The organism is Anaeromyxobacter sp. SG17, from assembly GCF_022690695.1.
Taxonomy (GTDB): Bacteria; Myxococcota; Myxococcia; order Myxococcales; family Anaeromyxobacteraceae; genus Anaeromyxobacter; species Anaeromyxobacter soli.
On sequence record NZ_JALCYX010000060.1, the window covers coordinates 1 to 26893 of the forward strand.

The following is a 26893-nucleotide window of genomic DNA, read 5'->3' on the forward strand; positions in this document are numbered from 1 at the left end:
CTCCTCGCCTCGCGCGTGACCCGGCCGGTGGACGCGCTGCGCTCCGCCGCGCTGCGCGTCGCGGCGGGCGACCTCGGCGCGCGCGTCGAGGGCGTCGGCGCCTCCGGAGAGGTGGGCGAGCTCGTGCGCGCGTTCAACGGCATGACCGCCGATCTGGCCGCGAGCCGCGGCCGGCTCGCGCAGGCCGAGCGCATCGCCGCGTGGCGCGAGGTGGCGCGGCGGCTCGCCCACGAGATCAAGAACCCGCTCACCCCCATCGCCATGAGCGTCGAGACGCTGCGCGACGCGCACGCCCGCGGTCGGCGGGACTTCGGTGAGATCTTCGACGAGGGCACGCGCGCGATCGGCGAGGAGGTCCGGCGCCTGAAGCGCATCGTCGACGAGTTCAGCCGGTTCGCGCGGCTGCCCGCTCCCGAGCGGGCCGCGATCTCCCCGGAGGAGCTCGTCCAGTCGGTGCTCGCGCTCTTCCCGACCCCGCCCGAGGGCGTCGTCGTGGCGCGCGAGGTCGAGCCCGGGCTGCCGCCGGTGCTCGCCGATCGCGATCAGATCCTGCAGGTGCTCCTGAACCTCGTGGGGAACGCGCTCGACGCGATGCCGGCGGGCGGGACCCTCCGGCTCGCGGCGCGCCGCGCCGGCCCGGCGGTGGCGTTCTCCGTCTCCGACACCGGCCCGGGCATCGGCCCGGAGGAGCTGCCGCGCGTCTTCGAGCCCTACTTCACCACGAAGGAGGGCGGCACCGGCCTCGGCCTCGCCATCGCGCAGCGCATCGCGGAGGAGCACGGCGGCGCGCTCGAGGTCGCCTCCGTGCAGGGCGCGGGCGCGACGTTCACGCTGACGCTTCCGCCGGCCGCGTAGGTTTCAATCCCTCGGGTCAGCGAACGGGAGTCGCCTTCAACGCCGCCTTCCCGTCCTTCACGTACACCTGGAACCGGACGGTCCGGCAGGCGTACTTCGAGACGAGGGCCGCCTTGTTGGAGGCGAGCTTTTGGGCGAACCGCTCGAACGTGAGCCCGCCCGCCGCCTCCCCGCACTCGCCCCGCGTGCGGAGGAAGTCGGAGAAGACCTGACGCCAGTGGCCCTGCTCGTCGTCGCCGTCGGGGGCTGCGGCCTGGGCGGCGGCCTGCAGGAGCTCTGCGGGCGCCGCGAGCGGCTCTTCCGCGGGCGCCGGGGGAACGATCACGCCCGCGCGCGCCGCGTCCGCGTGCCCGGGGGCGGGCGCGGGAGGAGCCGGCGGCGCCGCGCTCGCCTCGGCCGCAGGAGCGAGCGGCTCGGGGGCGCGCAGCGGGAACTCGAACGCGGACGGGTCCGCCTCGGCGGGCCGCGCGGCGCGCGCGAAGAGATCCTCTGCGGGCGCCGGCGCCGCCGCGGGCGGCGTCGAGGCCGCCTCGGCGGCGCGGTTCAGCGCGGCGGCCACCGTCCCGAGCTGGCCGGCGAGCTCCGGCACGCGCGCGGAGAAGTCGCCCTTCTCGAGGCGCGCCGCCGCCGAGAGGAGCGACTCGGGGAGCATGGGGGCGGGCTCCGCCGCGCGGACGAGGACGCCGAACAGGCCCGCGAGCACGATCGCGAGCCCCAGCGCGCCGATCGCCTGCCACTGGAGGATCACGATGGGCGCGAGGCTCGAGGCGGTGGGAGCCACCGCGATCACCGCGGCCCCCTTCACGCCCTCGAGCGCCACCGAGCGGACGCGGTAGCCGGGCGCGGACGCGCCGAGGAGCGGCGCCCGGGGGAGCTTCACGGCGCTGACCCCGAGGTCCACCGGCCCGAGCCGGCCGGCGTCCGAGGTCACGCCGAAGATGCTCGCGGCCTTCACGATCGCGGCCTCGTCGGCGAGCGGGAGGATCCCGACGGCGATGGGCTTCGCCTCGGGCGCGACGAGCAGCACCGGCACCCTCGAGGCGGCGGCGATCCCGCGCGCGAACGCCTCGCCCACCGGCGCGAGCACGAGCACCCCGGCGCCGTCGCCCGCCGGCGCCGCGGCGGCGAAGAGGAGCTTGCCGCCGGCGCGGACGTGACCGCGCGGCGATCCACCCTCCACCGCGGCGCGGAGCAGCGCTGCGGCCTCGCCCGCCCCCGCCTCGCGACGCTCGAGCGTCTCGCGCGACGCGGCGATCACGGTGGTCCCCTCCGGCAACCGGAACCCGAGGGCGCGCTCCGCTCCGGCGAGCGCGGCCCGTGCGGCACGCTCCGTGACGAGCTCCGCGGCGGCGGGGTCCGACCCCGCGGGCGCGACGGCGCGCGTCCGGTGGGCCCGGGCGGCGGGGTCGGTCGCGGAGGCACCCCCGGAGGCGAGGGTCCCTGCGAGCGCGGGGTCGCGCGCGACGAGCGCGGCGGCGGCGGCAGCGTCGTGTGCGAGCGCGCTCTTCGCGGCCTCGGCGTGCTGGGCGGCGGAGGCGACGTCGGCGTCCACGGCCGCGAGCGCCTCCTCACGCATCGTGCGGGTATGGAGGTACACCGCCACGCCCGCCGCCGCGACGACGACGAGCGCGAAGAGCCAGAGCTTGAGCCGGTTCATTGCCCCTCGGCTTATAGGCCGGCGATCGGAGGGGTGTCAAACCGATGGCCCGATCGGCGATCGGGCGCTATCGCCCGGAAGGACTGGCGAAATCGGCGTTTCCACAGCGGTCGAGGACGCGGCGGAGCCCCGCCGCGAACTCGGGCGGCGGGGGGAGCAGCGACACGACCAGGTGGCCCTGCCGCTCGAAGTCGTAGAAGAAGCCGGGCTGCACGACGACGCCGTCCTCGAGGAGGTCGAGGCAGAGCGCCTCCTCGTCGATCGTCTCGCCGATGCGGAGCACCGCGCTCCAGCCGCCGGCGGAGGCGAGCACGTCCGCCGCCGCACCGCGGACCCCCGCGAGGGTGGCGCGGTTCGCCGCGAGCCGGACGCGGAGCGGCGCGAGGAAGCGCTCGCGCCCCGCCAGGAGCCCGGGCAGCGCGAGCTGCGCCGGCCCGGAGACGGAGAGGTACGCGTCCGAGACCACCTCGAGGCGAGCGAGGGCGGGCTCGACGCGGGCCGAAGGCCCCGCGACCGCGATCCAGCCGACCTTGAGCTGCGGGAGCCCGCACACCTTGGAGAGGCCCGACAGGTGGAACGCGAGCGCCTCGCGTTCGCCCGCAGCGACGCTCGGGCACGGCCGGAGCGCACTGTCGGCGAACACCTCGTCGCCGAGGAGCGCGAGATCGTTCGCGGCGCACAGCCGATCCAGTCCGGCGAGCTCCTCCGCGTCGAGCACCGCGCCCGTCGGATTGGCCGGCGAGACGACCACCACGGCGCGCGTCCGCGGCCCGATCGACGCCTCGAGCGCGGCGCGATCGAGGTGCCAGCTCCCGTCGTAGCGCATCGGGTAGCGGACGAGGCGGACCGCCTCGAGGTCGGCGAGGAGGTCGAGCAGCGGGTACGACGGCGCCGGCACCAGCACCTCGTCGCCGGGATCGCAGAGGAGCTTGAAGAGGAGCGCGTACGCCTCGCTCGTCGAGGCGGTGAGGAGGACCCGGCCCGGGTCCACCGCCGCGCCGCGCGCCGCGAGATAGCGCGAGACCGCCTCCCGCGCCGCGAGGAGCCCCTGCGGCGTCGGCTCGTAGGACGCGACGCGCGGATCGGCGAGCGCGGCGGTGAGCTCCGCCGGGTCCCAGGCGAGGCCGGCCCGGGTGGGATTCGACTCGGCGAGATCCAGGACCGGCCGGCCGCTCGCGCGGAGCGCGTCGGTGCGCGCCGCGAGCGCGTTGGCGGCGAGATCCCAGGCGGTGCGCGAGGAGAGCACGGCGGGATCCTACCGCGGGGCCGTCACGTTTCCGGCTTAGTTGACTCACTCCCGGGCCGGTCCTATGACCGCCGGCAACCGGGGAAAAGGCGCCCCGGTACTCTCCCCGGAGGCAACCTCATGAAGAGACTGGTCGTCGCGCTGGTCCTGCTCGCGCCCCTCGCCGCCGTGGCGGACGAGGGCATGTGGACGTACGACGCGTTCCCCAGCGACAAGGTGGAGAAGAAGTACGGGTTCCGGCCGAGCGACGCGTGGCTCGAGAACGCCCGCCTCTCCTCGGTGCGCCTCGCCGGCGGCTGCTCCGCGAGCTTCGTCTCCGAGGACGGCCTCGTGATGACGAACCACCACTGCGCGCACGAGTGCATCGAGCAGCTCTCGACCGCGCAGAAGGACTTCGTGAAGAGCGGCTTCTACGCGAAGACGCAGGCGGACGAGGTGAAGTGCCCGACCGTCGAGGTGAACCAGCTCGTCCAGATCAGCGACGTGACGCAGCGGGTCCGCGCCGCGACGAAGGGGCTCGAGGGCGAGGCGTACCACAAGGCGCTGCAGGGCGAGATGGCGCGGATCGAGAAGGAGTGCCAGACCTCGCCCGACCTGCGCTGCGACGTCGTGACGCTCTACCAGGGCGGCGTCTACGACCTCTACAAGTACCGCCGGTTCCAGGACGTGCGCCTCGTGTTCGCGCCCGAGTTCGCCATCGCCTTCTTCGGCGGCGATCCCGACAACTTCATGTTCCCCCGCTACGACCTCGACGTGTCGTTCCTGCGCGTCTACCAGGGCGGCAAGCCCGCGAAGATGAAGAACCACTTCCGCTGGTCGCAGAAGGGCGCCGAGGCGGGCGAGCTCACGTTCGTCTCCGGCCACCCGGGCGGCACCGACCGCGCGCTCACCGTGGCCCAGCTCGCGATGCAGCGCGACGTCGTGCTCCCGGACCGGCTGCAGAGCCTCGCGGAGCTGCGCGGCCTCCTCACGGGCTTCCAGATGCTCGGCCCCGAGCAGAAGCGCATCTCGAACGCCCACCTCTTCTACGTGGAGAACGGCTACAAGGCGCTCCGCGGCCGGTTCCTCGCGCTCCAGGACCGCGCCTTCTTCCGGTCGCTCGTCGCGAACGAGGAGGCGCTGAAGGCGGCGCTCGCGAAGGATCCCCGCGGCAAGGACGCGCTGCCCGCGTTCGACGCCATCGCGAAGGCGCAGGACCGCGTGCTGCAGCTCCGTGACGAGTACAACTCGCTCGAGGGCGGGTTCAGGAACAGCACGCTGTTCGCCATCGCGCGCGACCTCCTCCGCGGCGCGGCGGAGCGGCAGAAGGCGAGCCCGGACCGGCTCCGCGAGTTCCGCGACTCGAACCTGCCCGCGCTCACGCAGGAGCTGTTCAGCGAGGCGCCCATCTACCCCGAGTTCGAGACGCTGCTGCTCGGGCACTCGCTCTCCAAGATCCGCGAGCGGCTCGGCCCCGATCACCCGGTGATGAAGAAGCTCCTCGGGAAGGAGTCGCCGCAGGAGGTCGCGAAGCGCGTGGTCGAGACGACCAAGCTCCGCGACGTGGCGGTCCGCAAGCAGCTCTGGGAGGGCGGCGAGGCGGCCGTGAAGGGTGCGAACGACCCGCTCCTCGCGCTCGCCGCCGCCATCGACCCCGACGCGCGCGCCGTCCGCAAGACGTTCGAGGACGAGGTCGAGTCGGTCGTGCAGAAGAACCACGAGCGGATCGCGGAGGCGCGCTTCGCGGTCCAGGGGCGCACCACCTACCCCGACGCGACGTTCACGCTCCGCCTCTCGTACGGCGCGGTCGAGGGCTGGACCGAGAAGGGCAAGACGGTCGAGCCGTTCACGACGTTCGCCGGCGCGTACGAGCGCGCCACCGGGCGCGATCCCTTCGCGCTGCCGGAGAGCTGGCTCGCCGCGAAGGACCGGCTGAACCTCCAGACCCGCTTCGACTTCGTCACCTCGAACGACATCATCGGGGGCAACTCGGGCTCGCCGGTCATCAACAAGGACGGCGAGATCGTCGGCCTCGTCTTCGACGGCAACATCCAGTCGCTCGGCGGGGACTACGGCTTCGACCCGGCGGTGAACCGCACCGTGGCGGTCCACTCGGACGCGCTCATCGAGGCGCTGACGAAGATCTACGGCGCCGATCGCGTGGTGGCGGAGCTCCGTCCGCCCGCGAAGAGCGGCAAGGCGCAGAAGCCGGCGCGCGCGGCCCGCAAGTAACCGAACCGAGCCGTGCTGGACCTGGCCCGGGTGCCCTCCATGAGGCACCCGGGCCCTTCCTTTTCGGGGCCGGCGGTCGCCCCGCCCTGCTATCCTCCGCCGCCTCTTACGGCCCCATCCGCCACGAGACCGACATGAACCCGACCCCCGCCCCCACCGGCGCCCTGGACCGCTTCTTCGGCCTCACGGCGCGCGGCACGACGGTGCGCCGCGAGATCCTGGCCGGCGCCACGACGTTCGTGACGATGGCGTACATCGTCTTCGTGAACCCGGCGATCCTCGGCGGCGTCGCCGACGCGACCGGCGCGAAGCTCTCGCAGCCCGCCCTCCTCACCTCGACCGCGCTCGTGGCCGCGCTCATGACCCTGGCGATGGGCGTGTTCGGGAACCTGCCGCTCGCGCTGGCGGCGGGGATGGGCCTGAACTCGGTCGTGGCGTTCCAGCTCGTCGCGGCGCGCGGCCTCACCTGGCCCCAGGCGATGGGCGTCATCGTCGCCGAGGGCCTCGTCATCACCGCGCTCGTCGCCACCGGGCTCCGCCAGGCGGTCGTCCGCGCCGTGCCGATGAGCATGAAGCGGGCGATCGGCATCGGCATCGGCCTCTTCCTGGCCATCATCGGGTTCGTCGACGCCGGGTTCATCTCGCGCAACGTCGCGGACCCCGTGCCCGTCGCGCTCGGACAGGCCGGGCACCTCCGCGGCTTCCCCGTGGTGCTGTTCGCGCTCACCCTCGTGTTCACGGGCTGGCTCATCGCGCGGAACGCCCGCGGCGCGCTGCTCATCGGCCTCGGCGCCTCGACCGCCGTCGCCATCGCGGCGAAGGCGATGTTCGGCGGCGCGGCCGGGTTCAAGCCGTGGGAGGTCGTGCTCCCGACGTCGCCCTTCGCGCTGCCGGACTTCGGGCAGCTCGGCCACTTCGACTTCGGGTTCGTCCACGTGCTCGGCGGCGCCACCGCGGCGCTCGTCGTCTTCTCGCTCATGCTGTCCGACTTCTTCGACACGGTCGGCACGGTCGTCGCGGTCGGGCAGGAGGCGAAGTACCTCGACGAGCGGGGCAACTTCCCGCGCCCGGGTACGGTCCTCCTCATCGACTCCCTCGCGGCGGTCGTCGGCGGTGCTGCCGGCTCGTCGTCGGCGACGACCTACGCCGAGAGCGCCGCCGGCGCGGCCGCCGGCGGACGCACCGGGCTCACCTCCGTCGTCACGGGCGCGCTGTTCGCGCTCTGCCTCTTCATCTCCCCGCTCGCGGGCGTCGTCCCGCCGCAGGCGACCGGCGCGGTGCTCGTGCTCGTCGGCTTCCTCATGATGCGCGACGTCGGGGCGCTGCCCTGGGAGGACCCGACCGAGTCGATCCCGGCGTTCCTCACCTTCACGGTCATGCCGTTCACCTACTCGATCACGAACGGCATCGGCGCCGGGTTCGTGTCGTTCGTCCTCCTGAAGGTGCTCCGCGGCCGCGTCCGCGAGGTCCACCCGCTCATGGCGGGGGCGGCGATCGCGTTCCTCGTCTACTTCGCGATCGGCTAGCGAGAGCGAGGACGCCCGCCGCAGGCCCGGGATCGTGCGCCGCAGCTAGGCGTCTCGCGGGACCGCGATCATCCGCTCCAGCGCCCTCCGCGCGCCCTCGGCGACGTCCAGCGGGACGTCGATCGCGTGCTTCCCGTGCTGGAGCGCGTCGCGGATCATGACGAGGTCGATCATCTTCATGTACGGACAGTGCATCCGGCACCCGATGCAGCCGTCGGCGACGATGAACTCCTTGTCGGGCCAGCGCTTCTTCATCTGGTAGACGATGCCGTGCTCCGTCGCGACGATGAACGTCCGCGCCTCGGGGTGCTTCTCGACCGCGCCGAGCATTGCGGTCGTGGAGCAGACCTCGTCGGCGACGTCGATCACGTCGGCGCGACACTCGGGGTGGGCGATGACGATGGCCTCCGGCCGCGCGTCCTTCACCCGGTTCACGTTCGCGGAGCGGAGCACGTCGTGGACGGGGCAGCAGCCGTCGTAGACGACGATCTCCTTCTCCGGCACCTTCCCCTTCACCCAGTTGCCGAGGTTCCGGTCCGGCGTGAAGAGGATCTTCCGCTGGGGCAGCGAGCGGACGACCGAGGCCGCGTTCGCGCTCGTGCAGCAGATGTCGGAGAGCGCCTTCACCTCCGCGGACGAGTTCACGTAGGTGACGACCGCGTGGTCCGGGTAGCGCTCCTTCCAGTCCTCGAGCGACTCCGGCGTGATCGAGTCCGCGAGCGAGCAGCCCGCCGAGAGGTTCGGCAGGAGCACGCGCTTCTCCGGCGCCAGCACCTTCGCCGACTCCGCCATGAAGTGGACGCCGCAGAACAGGATCGTGGACTGCGGGACCTTCTTGCCGGTGATCGCGAGCTGCAGGGAGTCGCCGACGTGATCGGCGATCTTCTGGACCTCGGGGAGCTGGTAGTTGTGCGCGAGGATGACCGCGTCCTTCTCCTTCGCGAGCGCGCGGATCTCCTCCTCGAGCTCGCGCACGTCGTCCTCCGGGAGGTCGCTGCCGGACTCGGGGCTCGCGACGGGGTCGTGGATGGGGAAGGCGGGGAGGGTCATTCTTTCACCCGGGCGCCGCGCGCGGGCTTGATGTCGCCCGTGCCGGCGGGAAAGAGACGCCAGAACTCGCGGCGGACGAGGCCGACGAGCGTCGCGGACTTGGAGAACCCGTGGTAGCGGGCGACGGCGTCCAGCATGGCCGTGTCCTCGTCCGTCGCCGAGAAGCTGCGGACCTTCGCGGCGCGCCCGTTGGTCTTCCTCGTCATCATTCAGGAACTCTTATATAACTCTTGCGTAGCGACCACAACCCGCCCCGTGAAGCTCGCCGTCACCACCCCGCTCCGCCCCTCCCCCGCCGAGGAGGCCTCCGCCCGCGCCGCCGCGGCGCGGCACGGCCTCCTCTTCCGCGCCCGGGGAAACCGCTCGCTCGACGCGGTGCGCGCCGAGGCCGGGGCGGACGCGCTGCTCGTCCTCTCGGCACGCCACGCCGCGCTGCGCGTGGACGGGGCGGAGCACGTCTGGTCGCCCGGCATGGGCGCCCTCCGCGCGAAGCGCGTCGCCGCGGCGGCCCGGGGCGAGGACGCGGGGCCGCCGGATCCGTTCCTCGCGGCCGCCGACGTCCGCCCGGGCGACGCGATCCTCGACTGCACCCTCGGGCTCGGCGCGGACGCGCTCGTCGCGGCGGTGGCGGCGGGTCCGGACGGCCGCGTGGTCGGGCTCGAGGCATCGCCGGCGCTCGCGGCGTGGGTCGCCGAGGGGCTCGCCCGGCACGCGGACCCGGCGGCGCGCCGGATCGAGGTGCGCCCGGAGGAGCACGCGGTCGCGCTCGCCGCGCTGCCGCCCCGCAGCTTCGACGTGGTGGTGTTCGACCCGATGTTCCGCCACGCGCGCGCCGAGCCCGGCGGCTTCGACCTCGTCCGCCGGCTCGCCGAGGCGCGCCCGCTCGCGCCCGACGCGATCCTGGCCGCGCGCCGCGTGGCGCGGCGCTGGGTCGTGGTCAAGGACGGCGCGCCCGGCTGGGACCTCGCGCGCCTGGGGCTCGTTCCGCTGCCGAGCGCGCGCGGGGCGCACCGGTATTACGCGCGGCTCGGGGGCCTCTGACCGGGGCGCCGCGCCTTCGCCCCTGCCCGCCGGATCCGCGCGCCGCCGAGGGCGCCTCACCGCCGCGAGGGCGCCCGCGGGCTCGCTTCGCTCGCGCGTCGCGCATCCGCGCGTTCGCCCTCGACGAAGAAAGGCCGGACGCCCCTTCGGGCGCCCGGCCTGTCTCGTCGCGGCTCGCGGACGGCGCGGTCCTAGGCCTGCGCCGCCGTCTCGGCGTGCTCGTGCGGCTCCTCCGGCGAGTGCCGCAGGAACGTCTCCGGGTGCTCGAGGACGAGCGCCTCGCGCAGCACCTCGTCGGCGCTCTCCACGGTGACGATCTGCAGCCGCTCGCGGACCATCTTCGGGATGTCGCGGACGTCCTTCGCGTTCTCCTTCGGGATGAGGACCTTCTTGATCCCGCCGCGGTGCGCCGCGAGGACCTTCTCCTTGAGCCCGCCGATCGGCAGGACGCGCCCGCGCAGCGTGATCTCGCCGGTCATGGCGACGTCCTTGCGGACCGGGAAGCGGCAGAGCGCGGAGACGAGCGTCGTCGCCATCGTGATGCCCGCGGACGGACCGTCCTTCGGGATGGCGCCCTCGGGCACGTGGACGTGGATGTCCACGTTCTCGAGGAAGCGCTTGTCGAGCCCGAGGAGATCGGCGCGCGAGCGGACGTAGCTCATCGCGGCCTGGGCGGACTCCTGCATCACCTCGCCGAGCTTCCCGGTGATCATGAGCTTGCCCTTGCCGGGCATCACCTGGGCCTCGACGGTGAGGAGCTCGCCGCCGAGCTCGGTCCAGGCGAGGCCGGTCGTCAGGCCGATCTGGTCCTCCTCCTCCGCGGTGCCGTACCGGAACCGCGGCGGGCCGAGGTACTTCTGCACGGCCTTCTCGGTGACGACGTACTGCTTGCCGTCGAGCGAGCCGCTCTTCAGGACGTCCTTCGCGATCTTGCGGAACACCGAGCCGATCTCGCGCTCCAGCGAGCGGACGCCGGCCTCCTTCGTGTACTTGTGGATGAGGGCCTTGAGCGCGCGCCGCTTCCACTCGACGGGGACGTTCTCGAGCCCGTTCACCTCGCGCTGCTTCGGGATCAGGTAGCGCTGGGCGATCGAGAGCTTCTCGAGGTCGGTGTACCCGGCGATCCGGATGACCTCCATGCGGTCCTGCAGCGGCCCGGGGATCCCGCCCATCGTGTTGGCCGTGCAGATGAACATGACCTTGGAGAGGTCGTAGTCGAGATCGAGGTAGTGGTCGTTGAAGCTGTAGTTCTGCTCCGGGTCGAGCACCTCGAGCAGCGCGGCGGAGGGATCGCCGCGGAAGTCGGTGGACATCTTGTCCACCTCGTCGAGGAGGAAGACGGGGTTCCCCGAGCCCGACTTCTTGAGCGACTGGATGATCTTGCCGGGCAGCGCGCCGATGTACGTGCGCCGGTGGCCGCGGATCTCGGCCTCGTCGCGGACGCCGCCGAGGCTGATGCGCACGAACTTGCGGTTCATCGCGCGCGCGATCGAGCGCGCGAGGGAGGTCTTGCCGACGCCGGGCGGCCCGACGAAGCAGAGGATGGGGCCGCGGATCTTCTCGACGAGCTTCTGGACGGCGAGGTACTCGAGGATGCGATCCTTCGGCTTCTTGAGCCCGTAGTGATCCTCGTCGAGGATCCGCTCGGCCTCCGGGATCTCGAGCTTGTCCTCGGTGTACTCGTACCAGGGGAGCGAGAGGATCCAGTCGATGTAGTTGCGCACCACCGTGGCCTCGGCGCTCATCGGGCTCATCATCTTGAGCTTCTTGAGCTCCTTCTTGGCCTTGAGGGTGGCCTCCTTCGACATCTTCTTGTTCTTGATCTTCTCCTCGAGCTCCTGGATCTCGTTCTTGAACTCGTCGCGCTCTCCGAGCTCCTTCTGGATCGCCTGCATCTGCTCGTTGAGGTAGTACTCCTTCTGCGTCTTCTCCATCTGCTTCTTGACGCGCGTCCGGATCTTCTTCTCGACCTGCAGGATCTCGATCTCGCCCTGCATGAGCTCGTAGAGCTTCTCGAGGCGCTTGGTGGGCGACTCGGTCTCGAGGATCGACTGCTTGTCGTTCAGCTTGAGGGAGAGGTGCGCGACGATCGTGTCGGCGAGCCGGGCCGGGTCGTCGATCGACGCGACGCTGGTCAGCATCTCCGGCGGGATCCGCTTGTTGAGCTTGACGTAGGCCTCGAACGTCGACTGCACGGAGCGCATCAGCGCCTCGAGCTCGACGGTCCTGTCGCTCGTCTCCTCGATCTCGTCGGCCTCGGCGAGCAGGAACCGGTCGGAGTCGAGGAACCGCCGGACGCGCGCGCGGAGCTTGCCCTCCACGAGCACCTTCACGGTGCCGTCGGGGAGCCGCAGCAGCTGGATGATCGTGCCGATGGTCCCGACCGCGAAGATGTCGTCCGAGGAGGGCTCGTTCGTCTTCGCCTTCTTCTGGGCGCAGAGGAGGATGGTCTTGTCATGGGCCATCGCCTCCTCGAGGGCCGCGATGGACTTCTGCCGGCCGACGAACAGCGGCACCACCATGTGCGGGAACACGATGATGTCGCGGAGCGGGAGGAGCGGCAGGCTGCGGCTCTTCTTCCCGTCCCTCTTGCCGTCGTCGTTGCGCGAGAAGATGGGCACGTCGTTCTGCTCCTTGGAGCCAAGCGGGGGAACCCGCCGGCGGTTCGAGATTTCTACCACCATGTAACAGCGAACCGGCCGGGCTTCTTCGAGCCGAACCGTGCGCACCGCACAGGGACTTCGCGTGCCCGGCCGGGCACGCCGCGAGCGCTCCCGAAGGCACCTGGCGGGGCAGCGCGCGCGGGGCGAGCCGCTCCCCTCCGTGGCGGCGCGGAGGCGACCCGCCCCTGAACGGCGCGCGCGCCGGTGCCATTCCCGCGCGGGTCGCCCGCACCGCCGGGCAGCCGTGCCTCCGCCCCGGCGGCGCGCCGCCGCCCGCTTGGCGCCCTGGCTGCCGGGCAGATAGAACCAGGAGCGATGACCTTCGCCGAGGCCACCGCCCTCCTCCGCGCCTCCGAGATCGGACGGCGCACCCTCGTCTCGACGCCGTTCGGCGCGCGGCTCGTGACCTACGCCGACCTGACCGCCTCCGGCCGCGCGCTCTCCTTCGTCGAGGCGCGCATCGCCGCGGCGCGGCCGCTCTACGCGAACACGCACACCGCGATCTCCACCACCGGCCGCACCATGACGCGCCTGCGAGAGGACTCGCGCCGGGCGATCGCCCGCTGCGTGAACGCCTCCGCCGACGACGTGGTGCTCTTCGTGGGGAGCGGCGCGACCGCCGCGGTGAACAAGCTCGTGGGCCTGCTCGGCCTGCGCGTGTCGGAGCCGCTGGAGCGCCGCTACGGCCTCTCGCGCGCCATCCCCGACGACGAGCGCCCCATCGTGCTCGTCTCGCCATACGAGCACCACTCGAACGAGCTGCCGTGGCTCGAGTCCGTCGCGGACGTCGTGGAGGTGGAGCTCGACGTCGCGGGGCGCCTCGATCTCGACGACCTCGCCCGGAAGGCCCGGGCGCACGCCGGCCGTCCGCTCCGCGTCGGCGCCTTCTCCGCCGCCTCCAACGTGTCCGGGGCGCTCTCGGACGTGCCGGCGATCGCGCGCGTCCTCCACGCGCACGGCTTCTTCGCCTGCGCCGACTACGCGGCGGCGGGGCCCTACGTGCCCGTCGACATGCACCCCGCCGATCCGGCCGAGCGGCTCGACGCCATCTTCTTCTCCACCCACAAGTTCCTGGGCGGGCCGGAGGGCTCGGGCGTGCTCGTCGCCCACCGCGAGCTGTTCCGCAGCCGCGCGCCCGAGCGGCCGGGCGGCGGCACCGTGGACTACGTCGGCCCCGGCGAGGCGCCCGCGAAGGCGGCGCACGCGCGCCTCTCGGTGGACTACACCCACCGGCTCGCCGAGCGGGAGGAGGGCGGGACGCCCGACATCCTGGGCGACGTCCGCGCCGGCCTCGCGTTCCTGGTGAAGGAGCTCGTGGGACCGGAGCGCATCCTCGCCCACGACCTCGCGCTCGGGGAGACCGCCTGCGCCCGGCTGCGCCGCCACCCGCGCGTCCGGCTCTACGGGCCCTCCGGCGGACCGCGCCTGCCCATCCTGTCGTTCAACATCGAGGGGCTCCACCACGGGCTCGTCTCGACCCTGCTCGACGATCTGTTCGGCATCCAGAGCCGCGCGGGCTGCTCCTGCGCCGGGCCGTACGGGCACCGGCTCCTCGGCATCGGCCCGGACCGCTCCGCCGAGTTCCGGCGCGCGATCGCCGCGGGGGTGCAGGCGTTGAAGCCCGGCTGGGTCCGGATCTCCCTGCCCTACCACGCGACCGCCGAGGAGGTGGACTTCCTCCTCGCCGCCATCGAGCTCCTCGCCGACGAGGGCGAGGCGTTCGTGCCGCTGTACCGGCTCGGCTGGATGGACGGGAGCTGGCGGCTCGTCGAGGCACCGCCCCCGGATCCACGCCCGGTGGATCTCGACGTCTCGACGCTGCCCGAGCTCGCGGCGCCTGCCGCGCCTGCGGAGCCGCCCCTCTCGGACGAGGAAGCGGCCGCGCTGCGGCGAGGCTACCTCGCCGAGGCGCGCCGGCTCGCGACCGAGCTGCGCGCGCGCTGGGCGGCGGCGCCGCCGCGCTGGAACACGCCGACCGGCGACGCGCTCGCCGATCGCCTCGCGTGGTTTCGGTACGTCCACGCGAACGTCTGAGACGCGAACGGGGCCGCCCGGAGGCGGCCCCGTCGAGGAGCGGGCGCGGCGGCAGGGCCTACGCGCTCTCCGCCTCCTTCTGCATCACGACGAGCGGCGCCTCCTTCTTGTCGATCACGTCCTCGGAGATCACGATCTCGCGGACGTTCCTGCGGCTCGGCACGTCGTACATGATGTCGAGCATCGCGCTCTCGAGGATGGCGCGCAGGCCGCGGGCGCCGGCCTTGTTCTTCATGGCCGCGCGCGCGATCGCCTTGAGCGCGCCGTCCGTGAACTTGAGCGACACGCCGTCCATCTCGAGCAGCTTCTTGTACTGCTTCACGAGCGCGTTCCGCGGCTTCGTGAGGATCTCGATGAGCGCCGGCTCGTCCAGCTCCTCGAGGCTCGTGATGACCGGGAGCCGCCCGACGAACTCGGGGATCATCCCGAACTTGAGCAGGTCGTCCGGCTCCACCATCGCGAGCAGCTCGCCGATGTTCTTCTCGCTCCTCGAGGTGACGTCGGAGCCGAAGCCGAGGCTGCGCCCGCCGGAGCGGCGCTCGATGATCTGCTCGAGGCCGCAGAAGGCGCCGCCGCAGATGAAGAGGATGTTCGTCGTGTCGACCTGCAGGAACTCCTGCTGGGGATGCTTCCGGCCGCCCTTCGGCGGGACGTTCGCGACGGTGCCCTCGATGATCTTGAGGAGCGCCTGCTGGACGCCCTCGCCCGAGACGTCGCGGGTGATGGAGGGGTTCTCGCTCTTGCGGGCGATCTTGTCGATCTCGTCGATGTAGACGATGCCCTTCTGCGCCCGCTCGATGTCGTGATCGGCGGCCTGCAGCAGGTTCACGATGATGTTCTCGACGTCCTCGCCGACGTAGCCCGCCTCGGTGAGCGTCGTCGCGTCGGCGATCGTGAACGGGACGTTCAGGATCTTGGCGAGCGTCTGCGCGAGCAGCGTCTTGCCGGAGCCGGTCGGGCCGAGGAGCAGGATGTTGGACTTCTGCAGCTCCACGTCGTCGATCGAGACCCGGCTCTCGATGCGCTTGTAGTGGTTGTGAACGGCGACGGCGAGCGTCTTCTTGGCCCGCTCCTGCCCCACCACGTACTCGTCGAGGATGGTCTTGATCTCCGACGGGCGCGGCACGCGCAGCTTCTGCTCGCGCTTCTCCTCGCCGGCGATCTCCTCCGCGATGATGTCGTTGCAGAGGCCGATGCACTCATCGCAGATGTAGACCGTCGGTCCCGCGATGAGCTTCTTGACCTCTTTCTGCGACTTTCCGCAGAAGCTGCAGCTCAAGGTCTCGCGCTTCTCCAAAGCCTACCTCCTCGTCACGAGCACGCTCACCCGGCTGCTGCCCCTCGGGGTACCCCGGCGCGACGCCCTCTGAATATTACTGCGACTTCTTCTCCATCGCCTTCGGCTTGTGCACGATGACGTCGTCAATGAGGCCGTACTCCTTGGCCTCGCCGGCCCCCATGAAGTAGTCGCGATCGGTGTCCTTCTCTATGCGCTCCAGCGCCTGGCGGGTGTGCTTCGCGAGGATGTCGTTCAGCTTCGCCTTGAGCCGCAGGATCTCTCGCGCCTGGATGTCGATGTCGGTTGCCTGGCCCTGGAAGCCGCCCATGGGCTGGTGGATCATGATGCGCGCGTTCGGCACGGCGAACCGCTTGCCGGCCGCCCCCCCGGCGAGGAGGAACGCGCCCATGCTCGCCGCCTGCCCGAGGCAGATCGTGGACACCTGCGGCTTCACGTACTGCATGGTGTCGTAGATGGCGAGGCCGGAGGTCACCGAGCCACCCGGGCTGTTGATGTAGAGGCTGATGTCCTTGTCCGGGTCCTCGGACTCGAGGAACAGGAGCTGCGCGATGACGACGTTCGCGACGTCGTCGTCGATCGGCGTGCCGAGGAAGACGATCCGGTCCTTGAGCAGGCGCGAGTAGATGTCGTAGCTGCGCTCGCCGCGGTGCGTCTGCTCGACGACGTACGGCATCGGGATGTAGGGCATGGCTTTGACCCCGTTCTCAGGCGGACTGGATGTTGGCGGACGAGGACAGCAAGGCGAGCGCCTTGTCCTCCCGTACCCTGTTCTTTAGTGCTTCCCGCGCGTCCTTGCCGCGCATCTGCTGCTGGACCTTCGCAAGGGGCGCCCCGAGCTCCTCCGCGATGCGGGCGGCCTCGGCCTGCAAGTCCTCGTCCGTGACCTCGAGCTTCTCGGTGTCGGCGATCGCCTCGAGGAGGAGCGCGCCCCGGACCTGGAGCAGCGCCTGCTCGCGCATGTCCGCCCGCATCCGGGCGAAGTCGAGCTCGAGCTTCCGGATGTCGATCCCTGAGCGGGCGAACCGCTCGGCCGCACCCTCCAGCATCGCGTCGATCGCGCGCTCCACGAGCGCGGGGGGCACCTCGAACTCGTTCTTCTGGAGCGCCGCCTTGACGAGCGCGTCCTTCAGCTCGCTCTCGGCGCGCCGCTTCTCGCGCTTCTCGAGATCCGCGCGGATGCGCGCGCGGAGCGCGTCGAGCGTCTCGATGCCCTCGATGCCGACCTCCTTGGCGAGCGCGTCGTCGAGCGCGGGGAGCTGGCGCGTCCTGAGCGCCTTCAGGGTCACCTTCATGTGGGCGACCTTGCCGCGGAGCTCCTCCACCCGGTGGTCCTCGGCGAAGGGCTCGTCGATCTCGACCGTGTCGCCGAGCTTCTTGCCCTTCAGGGCCTCGAGGTTCCCGTCGGAGATCGCGCCCGGCGCGATCTTCACGGTGACGCCCTCGGCCTTGCCGCCCTCGAACGGCTTGCCCTCGATCGTCCCCTCGTGGTCGATGACCGCCCAGTCGCCCTCCTGAGCCTCGAACCGGCCCTCGACCGGGACGAGCTGCGACATCGACTCCTGGAGGCGCGTCAACTCGTCCGACACCATCGAGTCGGTGACCTCCGGCGGCTTCCGGGTGACCTCCAGTCCGCGGTAGTCCTTCGGCTCGATCCGGGGCTTCACCTCGACCCGCGCGGTGTAGCGGACCGGCTTGCCGTCCTGGACCCCCTCCGACACGGAGACGTGCGGCGGCGCGACGAGCGGGATGGACTCCACCTTCACGGCCTCGGAGAACGTCTGCTGGACGATCTTCTCGAGGACCTCGCTCTCGACCTCGGCGCGGAACTGGCGCTCGAGCACCTTGCGCGGCGCCTTGCCGGGGCGGAACCCGCGGAGCTTCACGCGACGCCCCAGCCCGACGTACGCGCGCTCGAGCTCCTGGGCGACGCGGTCGGGATCGACCTCGATGCTGACCTTCCTCTCGACGGGGGAGACGTTCTCGACCTGGATCTTCATGTCGTTTCGGGCCCTTCTGCGGGATCGGCGGAAAGCCGGTAGTGCTATGTGCGCCGGGCGGGCGCGGTCAAGCGCGAAATGGGCGGGGAGGGACTCGAACCCTCACGCCTCGCGGCGCCAGATCCTAAGTCTGGTGCGTCTGCCAGTTCCGCCACCCGCCCCGGTGGCGACGACGTTTACCACGCCCGCCGCAGACGACGGCCCGGGTTTGTAGTACGAGAGGGCCCGTGACGGTCGTCCACCAGCATCCCCCGGAAGAGAAGTGCCTGCCCGCCTGCCCCGCGTGGGCGGAGGGGGTGCTGGAGCTCTATGCCCTGCAGCGCCGCCACGCCGAGATGCTGGAGGCCTGCCGAGCGGCCCAGGCGATCGAGTGCGTGATCGTCGCGCCGGCGGCGCCCGGCGTGGAGCTCCCCGAGTACCTGCACGACGAGGAGCTCGTCCGGCTGAACCTCGTCGCCGGGCGCGACGCCCGGGAGGTGCTGCTCGACGAGTGGGGCGTGCGCGCCGAGCTGACGTTCCGCGGCCGCCGCTTCGACTGCGCCCTGCCGTGGCCGTCCATCATCGGCGGCATCCTGCGCCCGCCCGAGCGCAAGCGCCCCCGCTTCGGCGTGATCGAGGGCGGCAAGAAGGACTGAGCCCGCTCGTCCTCCCCGCCGGTGGCGCCGTGGCGCGTCCGTCTGCGCGCGCGCCGTCCGGAAAAAGGTCGACGGGGACCCGGCTCTCGCCAGGTCCCCGTCGTGTGAGCGCAGAAGGAATCGAACCTTCAACCTATGGATTAAGAGTCCATTGCTCTGCCAGTTGAGCTATGCGCCCGAATGCTGCTCGGGATGGCCGAGGGGCCGCGTATCTAGCAGCGTCCTCGCAGTATGTCAACGACGGCTTGGCGCAGCGTCATCATCCGGCTGCGCCTCCGCGCCGGACGCGTTTGGCGCGCCCGGAGGGTGGCGCGCCCGGAGGGAGTCGAACCCCCGACCCGCGGCTTAGAAGGCCGCTGCTCTATCCAGCTGAGCTACGGGCGCGTGAAAGTCGCAGGTCGTTCGTGCCCGCGACCGAAGGTTCGTACGGGGCCAGTGTTGGCCCCGGGCCCCGGCCAGCTGAGCTACGGGCGCGTGAAAGTCGCAGGTCGTTCGTGCCCGCGGCCGAAGGTTCGTACGGGGCCAGTGTTGGCCCCGGGCCCCGGCCAGCTGAGCTACGGGCGCAGGTGCCGTTTGGTAAAACTGGGGTGAGTAAAGGGGCTCGAACCCTTAACCCCCGGATCCACAGTCCAGTGCTCTACCGATTGAGCTATACTCACCGTAAATACGATCTGGCGCGCCCGGAGGGAATCGAACCCCCGACCTGCGGCTTCGAAGGCCGACGCTCTATCCAACTGAGCTACGGGCGCGTGAAGCGGTGCGCGTCCTTGCCGGCGTGGCGAAGGTTCATACGGGGCCAGTGGTGGCCCCGGGCCCCGGCCAACTGAGCTACGGGCGCATACTGCTGGGGAACGCCGCGTTCTCGGCGTCCCGGCCATCCCATGCTGTCAAAGATCGGGGCGGCGGGATTCGGACCCGCGACCTCCTGCGCCCAAGGCAGGCGCGCTACCAGGCTGCGCTACGCCCCGGACGCTGGAGGAGGCCCGAGGCCACCCCGTTTCCGAGAACGCCCGTCATTAGCCTCTCGCCGTGCTGGCGTCAAGCGCCCTCGCGCGCGATCCGCTCGAGCCAGGGGCGGAGCTTCCGGAACGCGTCGCCCCGGTGCGAGAGCGCGTCCTTCTCCTCGGGCGAGAGCTCCGCCATCGTCCGCCCGTCCTGCGCGTCCGGCACGAAGAGGGGGTCGTAGCCGAACCCGCCGGACCCGCGTCGCGCGTGCCCGATGCGTCCGCGGCAGACCCCGGTCACGCTCGCGACGATCGTCCCGTCGGCGCGCGCCACGGAGAGCACCGCCTCGTACTCCGCGCCGCGCCGCCCGTCCGGCAGCCCGGCCAGGGAGCGGAGCAGCTTGTCGTTGTTGCGCTCGTCCCGCGCCGCCCTTCCCGCGACCGGTCCGAGCTCGGCGGCGGCGCCCTCGGCGAGCTCGCACACGGGGCTCGCCGGCGCGGGCCCCGGCTCCTCGTCGGACCAGCGCGCGGAGCGGACGCCGGGGGCGCCGCCGAGCGCGTCCACCGACAGCCCCGAGTCGTCGGCGAGCGCCGGCATGCCGGCGAACCGCGCGTACGCGGCCGCCTTCTTCTCCGCGTTCGCCTGGAAGGTGGCGCCGTCCTCCTCCACCTCGGGCAGGTCGCGCCCGAGGTCCTCCGGCGAGACGACGCGGATGGGGAGCCCGGAGACCAGCCGGCGCAGCTCGCGGAGCTTGCCGGGGTTCGTGGTGGCGAAGAAGAGGTCCACGCTCACCTCCGCAGCGCCTGCTCCTGGTGCTCCTGGAGGCGGCGGATCCCCTCGAGCGCCGCGTCGACCATCCGGTCGAGATCGGCGCGGGGGAACGGCTTCCCCTCCGCGGTCCCCTGCACCTCGACGAGCGCGCCGTCGCCGGTGGCGACGACGTTCATGTCCACCTCCGCGGTCGAGTCCTCCCCGTAGTCGAGGTCCACGCAGACCTCGCCCTCGACGATGCCGACCGACACCGCCGCGACGCTCCGCGCCACGGGGTTCCGGGCGATGGTCTTCCGCGACTGCAGCGCGCGGATGGCGAGGACGAGCGCCACGTAGCCGCCGGTGATCGCGGCCGTGCGCGTGCCGCCGTCGGCCTGGATGACGTCGCAGTCGAGCGTGATCGTCCGCGGCCCGAGCGCGCGGAGGTCGATCGCCGCGCGCAGGGCGCGGCCGATGAGCCGCTGGATCTCGAGCGTGCGCCCGCCCTGCTTGCCGCGCGCGGCCTCGCGGGCCATCCGCTCGTGCGTCGAGCGCGGCAGCATCCCGTACTCCGCGGTGACCCAGCCGGCCCCCGTGCCGTAGACGTGCGGCGGCACCTTCTCGTCGACGGTCGCGGTGCAGAGCACGTGCGTGTCGCCGAACCTCGCGAGGCAGGAGCCCTCCGCGTGCTTCGACACGCCGGGCTCGAGGACGACGTTCCGGAGATCCCGCTGGCCGCGACCGTTCGTGCGCATGGGGCGGCGAGATAGCACGGGGCGTCGGCCGCCGCCACGGTGTCGACCGCGCGGGGGCGGCGTGCTTTGCTGTCTCCGGAGGATCCGCATGCGCCCGCTCGTCGTCGCCATCGCCGCCTCGCTCGCCGCGGGCTGCCTCACCCCGAGCCGCGCAGGCCTCTGCTCCGGGGAAGATCGGCGCCGGTGCCTGGGCGTGGAGGAGTGCGCGACCGACCGGACCCGCGGCTGCGTCGTGTGCGCCTGCCGGTCCTGGGACGACACCTCCCCCGTCACGCCCGCGGGGGCCTATCCGGAGGGCGAACGCCCCGGTCCCCCGCTGCCGGCGCCCGGGACACGCTGACCGCGAGCGCTGGCCCAGGTGCCCGGCGCGCGGGTCTAGGGCCCCGCGGCTCCGACGCTTCTTCGACAGGCTCAGGTTCGACTGTCCGGGGGACGCAGCGGAGTGACGGGAAGCCCCGTCCTCTAGCGCCCGGCCCGGCGCGTCGCGTTCCGCCAGGCGGCGACGCCCTCCGCGACCGCGGCGGCGATCCGCTCCTGGTACTCGGGCGTGCGCAGCCGCGCCGCCTCCCCGTCGTGCGAGATGAAGCCGACCTCGAGGAGCACCGCGGGCATGCGCGCGCCCGCGAGCACGTAGAACGGCGCCTGCTTCACCCCGCGGTCCTCGGCGCCGAGCGCGCTCACGAGCTTCTCGTGCACCGCGTACGCGAGCCGCGAGGAGCCCGCGAGCGCGTCCTGGTCCTCGAGGTCCTGGAGGATCGCCGCCACGGGATCGGCGGGATCGAGCTCCGGCTCTCCGGCGAGCCGATCGGCGTTCTCGCGCGCGGCCACCGCCGTCGCCGAGGCGTCGGTCGCGTCGGCGGAGAGGAAGTAGGTCTCGACGCCGGCGGAGTGCCGGCGCGCCTCGGCCGAGGGCATGGAGTTGAGGTGCACCGAGACGAACAGGTCGGCGCGGAGCGCGTTCGCGATGGCGGCGCGGTTCGCGAGCGGCACGCCGATGTCGCCGGTGCGGGTGAGCACCACCTTGCCGCCGATCGTCCGGAGCCGCGCGGCCACGCGGCGCGCGATCTCCAGCGCGACGTCCTTCTCCTTGTCGCCGAGCGGCGAGAGCGCGCCCTCCTGATCGCCGCCGTGCCCCGGATCCACCACGGCGACGAAGCCGGGCGCGCGCGGCGCGGCGGCGAGGAGGAGCGCGGCGGCGAGCGGGGCGAGCATCGCCCGTGAATTCTAGCAGAGGGCCGGCCGGCGTCCCGCTCCACGGCCTTGCTCACGGCCGCCGCGCCTCCGCTCCGCCGAGCTGGCTCTCCGCCTAGAGGACCTCGAGGCGGGGAGGCTCACCCGCGACCACCTCGCCGATCTCGACGGCGGCGACGCCGGCGGCGCGGAGCGCCTCGAGCACCCCGGCGGCGCGGCCGGGATCGACGGCGGCGAGGAGCCCGCCGTTCGTCTGCGCGTCGGCGAGGACGATGGGCGTCGTCGGGTGGAGGCCCTCGGCGAAGTGCACGTTCGGCCGGACCCAGGCGAGGTTCGCGCGCGAGCCGCCGGGCACGATCTCCCTCGCGGCCAGATCCTGGACGCCGGGCAGCACCGGGATCGCCTCGGCGCGGAGCCGGAGCGTCACCCCCGAGCCCTCCGCCATCTCCCAGCCGTGGCCGAGGAGCCCGAACCCGGTGACGTCCGTGAGGGCGTGCACGGCGCCGCTCGCCGCGAGGATCTCGCCCGCCGTCCTGTTGAGCGCGCTCATCACCTCGATGGCGAGGTCCACGAGCGCGGCGCCGGCTTCCTCCCGCTTGATGGCAGTGGTCACGATGCCCATCCCGAGCGGCTTCGTGAGGAGGAGGACGTCGCCGGGGCGCGCGCCGACGTTCCGGAGGATGCGATCGGGGTGGACGATCCCGGTGACCGCCATCCCGTACTTGGGCTCGGGGTCGTCGATGGAGTGGCCGCCCAGGATGGGCGCGCCGGCGAGCCGCGCCGACTCCGCCCCGCCGCGCAGCACCTCGCCGAGCAGCTCCATCGGCAGCTTCCCGACCGGCCAGCTCACGAGGTTGAGCGCGAAGAGCGGCCGGGCGCCCATCGCCCACACGTCCGAGAGCGCGTTCGCGGCGGCGATCCGCCCGAACCAGTACGGGTCGTCCACCACGGGGGTGAAGAAGTCGACCGTCTCGACGATCGCCTCGGTGTCCGAGAGCCGGTACACCGCGGCGTCGTCGCGCGTCTCGGTCCCCACGAGCGCGCGCGGCTCCTCGATCCTGGGCACGTGGCGCAGCACCTGCGCCAGATCCGCCGGGCGGATCTTGCAGGCTCAACCCGCGCCGTGGCTGAAGCTCGTGAGGCGGATCTTCTTCTCGGGATCCATGCCGTTACCCCATACCGGCGGGCGGGCGCTCGGGCAACCGCGAGGCGCCCGCGGTGCTCTGGCGGCGGATACGCGACCCGGGCCAGCGCGCACGGCGCGTCGAACGTCGACTCCGGCGGCCTCGGCTCGGAGCAGGGGGCGGCGAGGCGTCCGTCGCGGAGCCTCGTCACCGCGGGCCGGAGGACGGGCGGCTATCCTCCGGCGACCTGGAGGTACAGCTCCGCGTTCCGGTTGCCGGGCGAGATCTCGAGCACGGCGCGCCACTGCGCCACCGCGTCGTCCCTGCGCCCGCCGCCGTACAGCGCGAGCCCGAGGTTCAGCCGGGCGAGGACGTACGTGGGGTTCTGCCGCACGACCTCCTCGTACTCGCTGATGGCCGCCTCCCGATCGCCCGCGTCCCGGAGCGCGCCCGCGAGCTTCGCGCGGACGTCGCAGAACGCGGGCCCGAGCGCGAGCGCGCGCCGGTACTCGGCGATCGCCTCCTCGTGGAGCCCGGAGGAGAGGTACACGTCGCCGATGTCGGCGTACATGTTCGCGAGCTTGCCCTGGACGTAGCGATCCAGCTTCCCGTGGGCGGCGCCGGAGCGCGAGAGCGCGTGCCGGTAGGTCTCCTGCGCCTCGCGGTACTTGCCCGTGTCGTTGTAGGTGACCGCGAGGTTGAGCGCGGCGTCCGTGTACCCCGGGTTGATCCGGAGCGCCGCCTCGAACGCCCGCAGCGCTTTCTGGTACTGCCCCTGGTCGTGGTAGACGACCCCGAGCATGTTGTAGACGTCGGCGAAGGACGGGTTCGACTCGACGACCTGCGTCAGGTACGTCTCCGCGAGGCCGTAGTCCTTCTTCAGATAGTACGCGCGCCCGAGCGCGAGCGCCTGCTTCAGGGTGTCGTCCACGGGACCCTCCCGGCCGCGCAGCGTAGCACGCGCCGCGCCGCCGGACGGTCGATCCCGACCTCGCGTCGCGGCCGAGGCGAGGTCGCCGGGACTCCGCGGCCAGGCCGCGCGCGCAGGACTCCGAGGCCCGGCCGCCCGCGGGGCGCACCGGACCCCAAGCGCGACGCCCGGTCACAGCCCGGAGACGATCGTCCAGCGCTCTCCCTCGCGCAGGAGCTCGTACCGCGAGCGCAGCGCCCGCGGCGCCTCCTCGCCGACGGTGAGCTCCTGGTCCTCGCCCACGATCGCGCGATCCCGCTCCACGCGGATCTGCCACGCGAGGATGCGCACGCGCGCCGGCGGTCCCGCGCGCAGGTCCTCGCCGAGCCGCGCGAGCAGCGCGTCACGTCCGCCGGCACCTGCGTAGCGCTCCGAGACGAGCCGCGCGTAGGCCTCCGCGTCACGCCGGTTGAAGGCGTCCTCCCGGCGGAACAGCGCGGCGAGCACGCCCTTCAGCTCCGCGAACTGACGGCCGTCGGAGCACCACCCCGCGGCGCTGCAGCGGGACATCTCGAACGCCTCGCGCCCCACGTAGGAGATCCGCGCGCGCTCCTCCTGCCACGCGACGTCCCCGTCCGCCTCCACGACGGCCAGGACCCGCGCCTTTCCCCGATCCATCGCGACCACGACGTCCGCGTAGCGCACCGAGCGGAGCGAGGCGATCCCGCCCGCGCGGAAGCCGTAGACGTCCGGCACCCGGGCGCGGTCCTGCTTCGCGAGCGCGGCCTTCACCTGCGTCTCGGGGCTCGCCAGCGCGAGGCGCGGGTCGCCGCAGGAGACCTTGCCCCACAGCGCCCAGACCACGAGGGCGGCGGCGACGGCGGCGAGCGACGGGACGAGGTGGGGAGCGCCCACCCGCGTGGCGCGCTCACGCCGGCCGCGGGCGCGCTCGCCGAGCTCCGGCGGCGGCGCGGCCGGCGGCTCACCGGATCGACGCAAGGAGCTTCTCCGCCTCCGGGCGCCGCGGGTCCTGCGGGTGCTTCACGATGAGCTTCTGCAGGGCGGAGCGGGCGCGGTGCTTCTCGTCGATCTCCAGGTAGGAGTGCGCGAGCTTCATGAGCGCCTCCACCTCGTGGCGCGAGCCGGGGTACTTCGAGACGAGCGCCTCGTAGCGCCCGGCCGCGCCGGCCCAGCGCCCGCGCTTGTAGTAGTACTCGCCCACGTACCACTCGTGGCTCGCGAGCCGCCCCTCCGCCTCGGCGAGGAGCTTCTTGGCCTCCGGCGCGTACTTCGAGTCGGGCTTCGCCTGCACGAAGTCGCGCAGCGCGCGGGCGGCCTTCTCCACCTGACGCTGGTCCTTCTCGTACGCCGGCGGGAAGAGCACGAAGTCCCCGGGCGCGTCGCGGAGGTACGACACCCCGACGCGAAGCTCCGCGAGCTCCACCTCCTCGTGCGTCGGGTGCATCGTGACGAACTGCTGGTACGCGTCGGCCGCCTCGACGTAGCGCTCCTGCTTGAACTTGAGATCGGCGAGCCGGAGCTCGGAGAGCGGCGCGTACTTCGAGAACGGGTACTTGGTGCGGACGTACTCGAAGAACTTCACGGCCTCGGAGTAGTTGTCGTGCTTCAGCTCGTCGACGCCGGCTTCGTAGTTGGCCTCGGCCGTGGCCCCGTACTTGAGCTGGCCGGTGAAGCTGACGCGCTTGGAGCCACACGCGGCGAGGAGGACCGAGAGCGCGAGGGCGGCGGGGAGGCGCATGAGGCCGGGAGGATAACAGAGGCCCGCCCGGCGCGCAGCCGCCAGCGACGGCGTCAGCCGTCCTCCCAGATCCCGAGGACCCTCGCCACGACCGGGCCCGCGAACCCGCGCCCGAGGAGAAAGCGCGCGAGCCGCCGGCGCGCGCGGTCGTCGAGGGTCTCGAGCGCGGCCCCGCGCGCCCGGCGCTCCGCGAGCGCCCGGCACAGCGCGACCTCTCCGCCCTCCCCTCCCTCCGCCACCGCGCCGGCGATCGCCGCGCGCGCCGCGTCGCCGGGGATGCCCGCCGTGCGGAGCCGCCGCTCCGCCAGCCGGGGGCCGAGCCGGCCGGGCGCGACGAGCGCCCGGGCGCGGGCCCGGGCGTACGCGGCGTCGTCGAGGTAGCCGAGGCGCCGGAGCCAGCCCACCACCGCGTCCGCCTCGGCGGAGAGCTCGGCCTTGGCGAGCCGGGCGCGGACCTGCGCCTCGGTGCGGGCGCGGCTCGCGAGGAAGCGGAGCGCGAGCGCCTTGGCGCGCGCGAGCGGGGGAGCGTCGTCGGGCATCGGCCGCGGCGAGGGTACCACGCGCCCCGCGGCGGGTCGGCCGGCCCCGCGGAGCCCGGTCGATCTGGCCGCAGGAGCGATCCAGAGCGGCGGGGTCTCCGCCTCAGCCCGCGATGGTGAGCGACAGCTCGGCGCCGTTGCAGACGATGCGCGCGATCTGGCCCTCGCGCCGCGCGGTCGTCGCGCCGAGCTGCGTCTCGCCGACGTTCCACGCCGGCCCGAGCGCCTTCACGAGATCGTCGCGGATGCGATCGCAGCCGTTCGACGGCGGCCGCGTCGCGAGCGAGACGGCCCGGACCCTGGGCAGATCCGCCTTGCCCGTGATCCTCACCTCGTCGAAGTGGACGCCCGCGACGACGAGCTCGGCCCTGGCGGTGGTCGCCCGGCCCCCGGCGACGCTCGCGTCGCGGGCGTTCGGGTCGAGGCGCGCGAGCGCGGCGTGCGCGCCGTCCCATGCCTCGCCGGGGAGGACGGGCAGGGCGGTCTCGATGGCGGGGCCGGAGCGGTGGCAACCCGCGGCGAGGACGGCGAGGAGGGCCGCGGCGGCGGCGCGGGGGAGCGAGGTGCGGGACACGGATGACCTCCTGTTGGAGCGAGCGGCGCGGGTATAGCGCCACTCGCCCCGCGGAGGAAGCCCCGACGCGGGGTCCGTGTGGGCTCCAACGTTCACGGGCGCCGCGCGCGGCGCAGCCCCGTGAATCCTTC

24 protein-coding genes and 6 tRNA genes are annotated in these 26893 nt (G+C 72.7%); 7 read left to right on the forward strand and 23 right to left on the reverse strand.

Annotation, left to right across the window (positions count from 1 at the left end; all coding sequences use genetic code 11):
• Positions 1-855: PAS domain-containing sensor histidine kinase (locus MNY60_RS17925; RefSeq protein ID WP_242361329.1), on the forward strand; the 855-nt coding region annotated here is incomplete at its 5' end.
• A 16-nt stretch (positions 856-871) separates the two neighbouring features.
• On the opposite strand, the gene MNY60_RS23980 is transcribed toward MNY60_RS17925, so the two are convergent.
• Positions 872-2512, reverse strand: a complete 1641-nt coding sequence (locus MNY60_RS23980) for an MXAN_5187 family protein (protein WP_277957079.1) — start codon at positions 2510-2512, stop codon at positions 872-874.
• Positions 2513-2579: 67 nt separating this feature from the next.
• Positions 2580-3758, reverse strand: coding sequence for a pyridoxal phosphate-dependent aminotransferase (locus MNY60_RS17935; RefSeq protein ID WP_242339847.1), 1179 nt, complete (start codon positions 3756-3758; stop codon positions 2580-2582).
• A 120-nt stretch (positions 3759-3878) separates the two neighbouring features.
• On the opposite strand from MNY60_RS17935, the gene MNY60_RS17940 reads away from it, so the two are divergent.
• Both MNY60_RS17940 and MNY60_RS17945 read left to right on the forward strand, forming a co-directional pair.
• Positions 3879-5969, forward strand: coding sequence for a S46 family peptidase (locus tag MNY60_RS17940; RefSeq protein ID WP_242339845.1), 2091 nt, complete (start codon positions 3879-3881; stop codon positions 5967-5969).
• 134 nt (positions 5970-6103) lie between these two features.
• Entirely contained in the window at positions 6104-7495 is a 1392-nt protein-coding gene (locus MNY60_RS17945) for an NCS2 family permease (RefSeq protein ID WP_242361331.1), read from the forward strand.
• Positions 7496-7540: 45 nt separating this feature from the next.
• On the opposite strand, the gene nadA is transcribed toward MNY60_RS17945, so the two are convergent.
• Both nadA and MNY60_RS17955 read right to left on the reverse strand, forming a co-directional pair.
• Positions 7541-8545 (reverse strand): quinolinate synthase NadA, encoded by a 1005-nt coding sequence (gene nadA, locus MNY60_RS17950; RefSeq protein WP_242339841.1) that lies wholly within the window; start codon positions 8543-8545, stop codon positions 7541-7543.
• Positions 8542-8754 (reverse strand): hypothetical protein, encoded by a 213-nt coding sequence (locus MNY60_RS17955; RefSeq protein ID WP_242355877.1) that lies wholly within the window; start codon positions 8752-8754, stop codon positions 8542-8544. The genes nadA and MNY60_RS17955 overlap by 4 nt, the downstream gene beginning before the upstream one ends.
• 46 nt (positions 8755-8800) lie before the next feature.
• On the opposite strand from MNY60_RS17955, the gene MNY60_RS17960 reads away from it, so the two are divergent.
• Complete coding sequence (locus MNY60_RS17960; RefSeq protein ID WP_242361334.1) at positions 8801-9586, forward strand: class I SAM-dependent methyltransferase; 786 nt, start codon at positions 8801-8803, stop codon at positions 9584-9586.
• Positions 9587-9777: 191 nt separating this feature from the next.
• Here MNY60_RS17960 and lon read toward each other — a convergent pair whose 3' ends face one another.
• Positions 9778-12201 (reverse strand): endopeptidase La, encoded by a 2424-nt coding sequence (gene lon, locus MNY60_RS17965; RefSeq protein WP_374109408.1) that lies wholly within the window; start codon positions 12199-12201, stop codon positions 9778-9780.
• A gap of 363 nt (positions 12202-12564) precedes the next feature.
• Here lon and MNY60_RS17970 point away from each other — a divergent pair, with 363 nt between their 5' ends.
• Positions 12565-14283 (forward strand): aminotransferase class V-fold PLP-dependent enzyme, encoded by a 1719-nt coding sequence (locus tag MNY60_RS17970; protein WP_242361335.1) that lies wholly within the window; start codon positions 12565-12567, stop codon positions 14281-14283.
• 58 nt (positions 14284-14341) lie between these two features.
• Here the strand turns inward: MNY60_RS17970 and clpX are convergent, their stop codons facing one another.
• The 4 genes from clpX to MNY60_RS17990 all read right to left on the reverse strand — a co-directional run bounded on the left by clpX (position 14342) and on the right by MNY60_RS17990 (position 17741).
• Positions 14342-15580: an ATP-dependent Clp protease ATP-binding subunit ClpX gene (gene clpX, locus MNY60_RS17975; RefSeq protein WP_242339830.1), complete on the reverse strand. Its 1239-nt coding sequence runs from the start codon at positions 15578-15580 to the stop codon at positions 14342-14344.
• 76 nt (positions 15581-15656) lie between these two features.
• Positions 15657-16271, reverse strand: coding sequence for an ATP-dependent Clp endopeptidase proteolytic subunit ClpP (clpP, locus tag MNY60_RS17980; RefSeq protein WP_242339828.1), 615 nt, complete (start codon positions 16269-16271; stop codon positions 15657-15659).
• Positions 16272-16287: 16 nt separating this feature from the next.
• Entirely contained in the window at positions 16288-17580 is a 1293-nt protein-coding gene (gene tig, locus MNY60_RS17985) for a trigger factor (protein ID WP_242339826.1), read from the reverse strand.
• A 79-nt stretch (positions 17581-17659) separates the two neighbouring features.
• Positions 17660-17741: transfer RNA gene (locus tag MNY60_RS17990), tRNA-Leu, on the reverse strand.
• A gap of 66 nt (positions 17742-17807) precedes the next feature.
• Between MNY60_RS17990 and MNY60_RS17995 the strand changes: the two genes are divergently transcribed.
• Positions 17808-18215, forward strand: a complete 408-nt coding sequence (locus MNY60_RS17995; RefSeq protein WP_242339824.1) for a hypothetical protein — start codon at positions 17808-17810, stop codon at positions 18213-18215.
• A 105-nt stretch (positions 18216-18320) separates the two neighbouring features.
• Here the strand turns inward: MNY60_RS17995 and MNY60_RS18000 are convergent.
• The 7 genes from MNY60_RS18000 to rph form a co-directional block, all read right to left on the reverse strand.
• Positions 18321-18393: transfer RNA gene (locus MNY60_RS18000), tRNA-Lys, on the reverse strand.
• 129 nt (positions 18394-18522) lie between these two features.
• Positions 18523-18599 (reverse strand) — tRNA-Arg (locus MNY60_RS18005).
• Between the two features lie 199 nt (positions 18600-18798).
• Positions 18799-18874 (reverse strand) — tRNA-His (locus tag MNY60_RS18010).
• Between the two features lie 13 nt (positions 18875-18887).
• Positions 18888-18964 (reverse strand) — tRNA-Arg (locus MNY60_RS18015).
• A gap of 145 nt (positions 18965-19109) precedes the next feature.
• Positions 19110-19183 (reverse strand) — tRNA-Pro (locus MNY60_RS18020).
• A 70-nt stretch (positions 19184-19253) separates the two neighbouring features.
• On the reverse strand, positions 19254-19946 hold the full coding sequence (gene rdgB / locus MNY60_RS18025; RefSeq protein ID WP_242339822.1) for an RdgB/HAM1 family non-canonical purine NTP pyrophosphatase: 693 nt from the start codon (positions 19944-19946) through the stop codon (positions 19254-19256).
• A gap of 2 nt (positions 19947-19948) precedes the next feature.
• Positions 19949-20665, reverse strand: a complete 717-nt coding sequence (gene rph, locus MNY60_RS18030; protein ID WP_242339820.1) for a ribonuclease PH — start codon at positions 20663-20665, stop codon at positions 19949-19951.
• An 88-nt stretch (positions 20666-20753) separates the two neighbouring features.
• Between rph and MNY60_RS18035 the strand changes: the two genes are divergently transcribed.
• Positions 20754-21005: a hypothetical protein gene (locus MNY60_RS18035; RefSeq protein ID WP_242339818.1), complete on the forward strand. Its 252-nt coding sequence runs from the start codon at positions 20754-20756 to the stop codon at positions 21003-21005.
• A 122-nt stretch (positions 21006-21127) separates the two neighbouring features.
• On the opposite strand, the gene MNY60_RS18040 is transcribed toward MNY60_RS18035, so the two are convergent.
• The 7 genes from MNY60_RS18040 to MNY60_RS18070 form a co-directional block, all read right to left on the reverse strand.
• Positions 21128-21877 carry an N-acetylmuramoyl-L-alanine amidase gene (locus tag MNY60_RS18040; RefSeq protein ID WP_242339816.1) on the reverse strand — a complete coding sequence of 250 codons (750 nt, stop codon included), beginning with the start codon at positions 21875-21877 and terminating at the stop codon, positions 21128-21130.
• A gap of 94 nt (positions 21878-21971) precedes the next feature.
• A complete protein-coding gene (gene selD, locus MNY60_RS18045; RefSeq protein ID WP_242339814.1) occupies positions 21972-23021 on the reverse strand; it encodes a selenide, water dikinase SelD in 1050 nt (349 codons plus the stop codon).
• A 191-nt stretch (positions 23022-23212) separates the two neighbouring features.
• Positions 23213-23911, reverse strand: coding sequence for a lipopolysaccharide assembly protein LapB (locus MNY60_RS18050; RefSeq protein ID WP_242339812.1), 699 nt, complete (start codon positions 23909-23911; stop codon positions 23213-23215).
• A gap of 171 nt (positions 23912-24082) precedes the next feature.
• Positions 24083-24889, reverse strand: coding sequence for a nuclear transport factor 2 family protein (locus tag MNY60_RS18055; protein WP_242339810.1), 807 nt, complete (start codon positions 24887-24889; stop codon positions 24083-24085).
• On the reverse strand, positions 24873-25649 hold the full coding sequence (locus MNY60_RS18060; protein ID WP_242339808.1) for an outer membrane protein assembly factor BamD: 777 nt from the start codon (positions 25647-25649) through the stop codon (positions 24873-24875). The genes MNY60_RS18055 and MNY60_RS18060 overlap by 17 nt, the downstream gene beginning before the upstream one ends.
• Before the next feature lie 53 nt (positions 25650-25702).
• Entirely contained in the window at positions 25703-26188 is a 486-nt protein-coding gene (locus tag MNY60_RS18065; RefSeq protein ID WP_242339806.1) for a RecX family transcriptional regulator, read from the reverse strand.
• A 103-nt stretch (positions 26189-26291) separates the two neighbouring features.
• Positions 26292-26762 (reverse strand): hypothetical protein, encoded by a 471-nt coding sequence (locus MNY60_RS18070; protein ID WP_242361338.1) that lies wholly within the window; start codon positions 26760-26762, stop codon positions 26292-26294.
• Between the last annotated feature and the right edge of the window lie 131 nt (positions 26763-26893).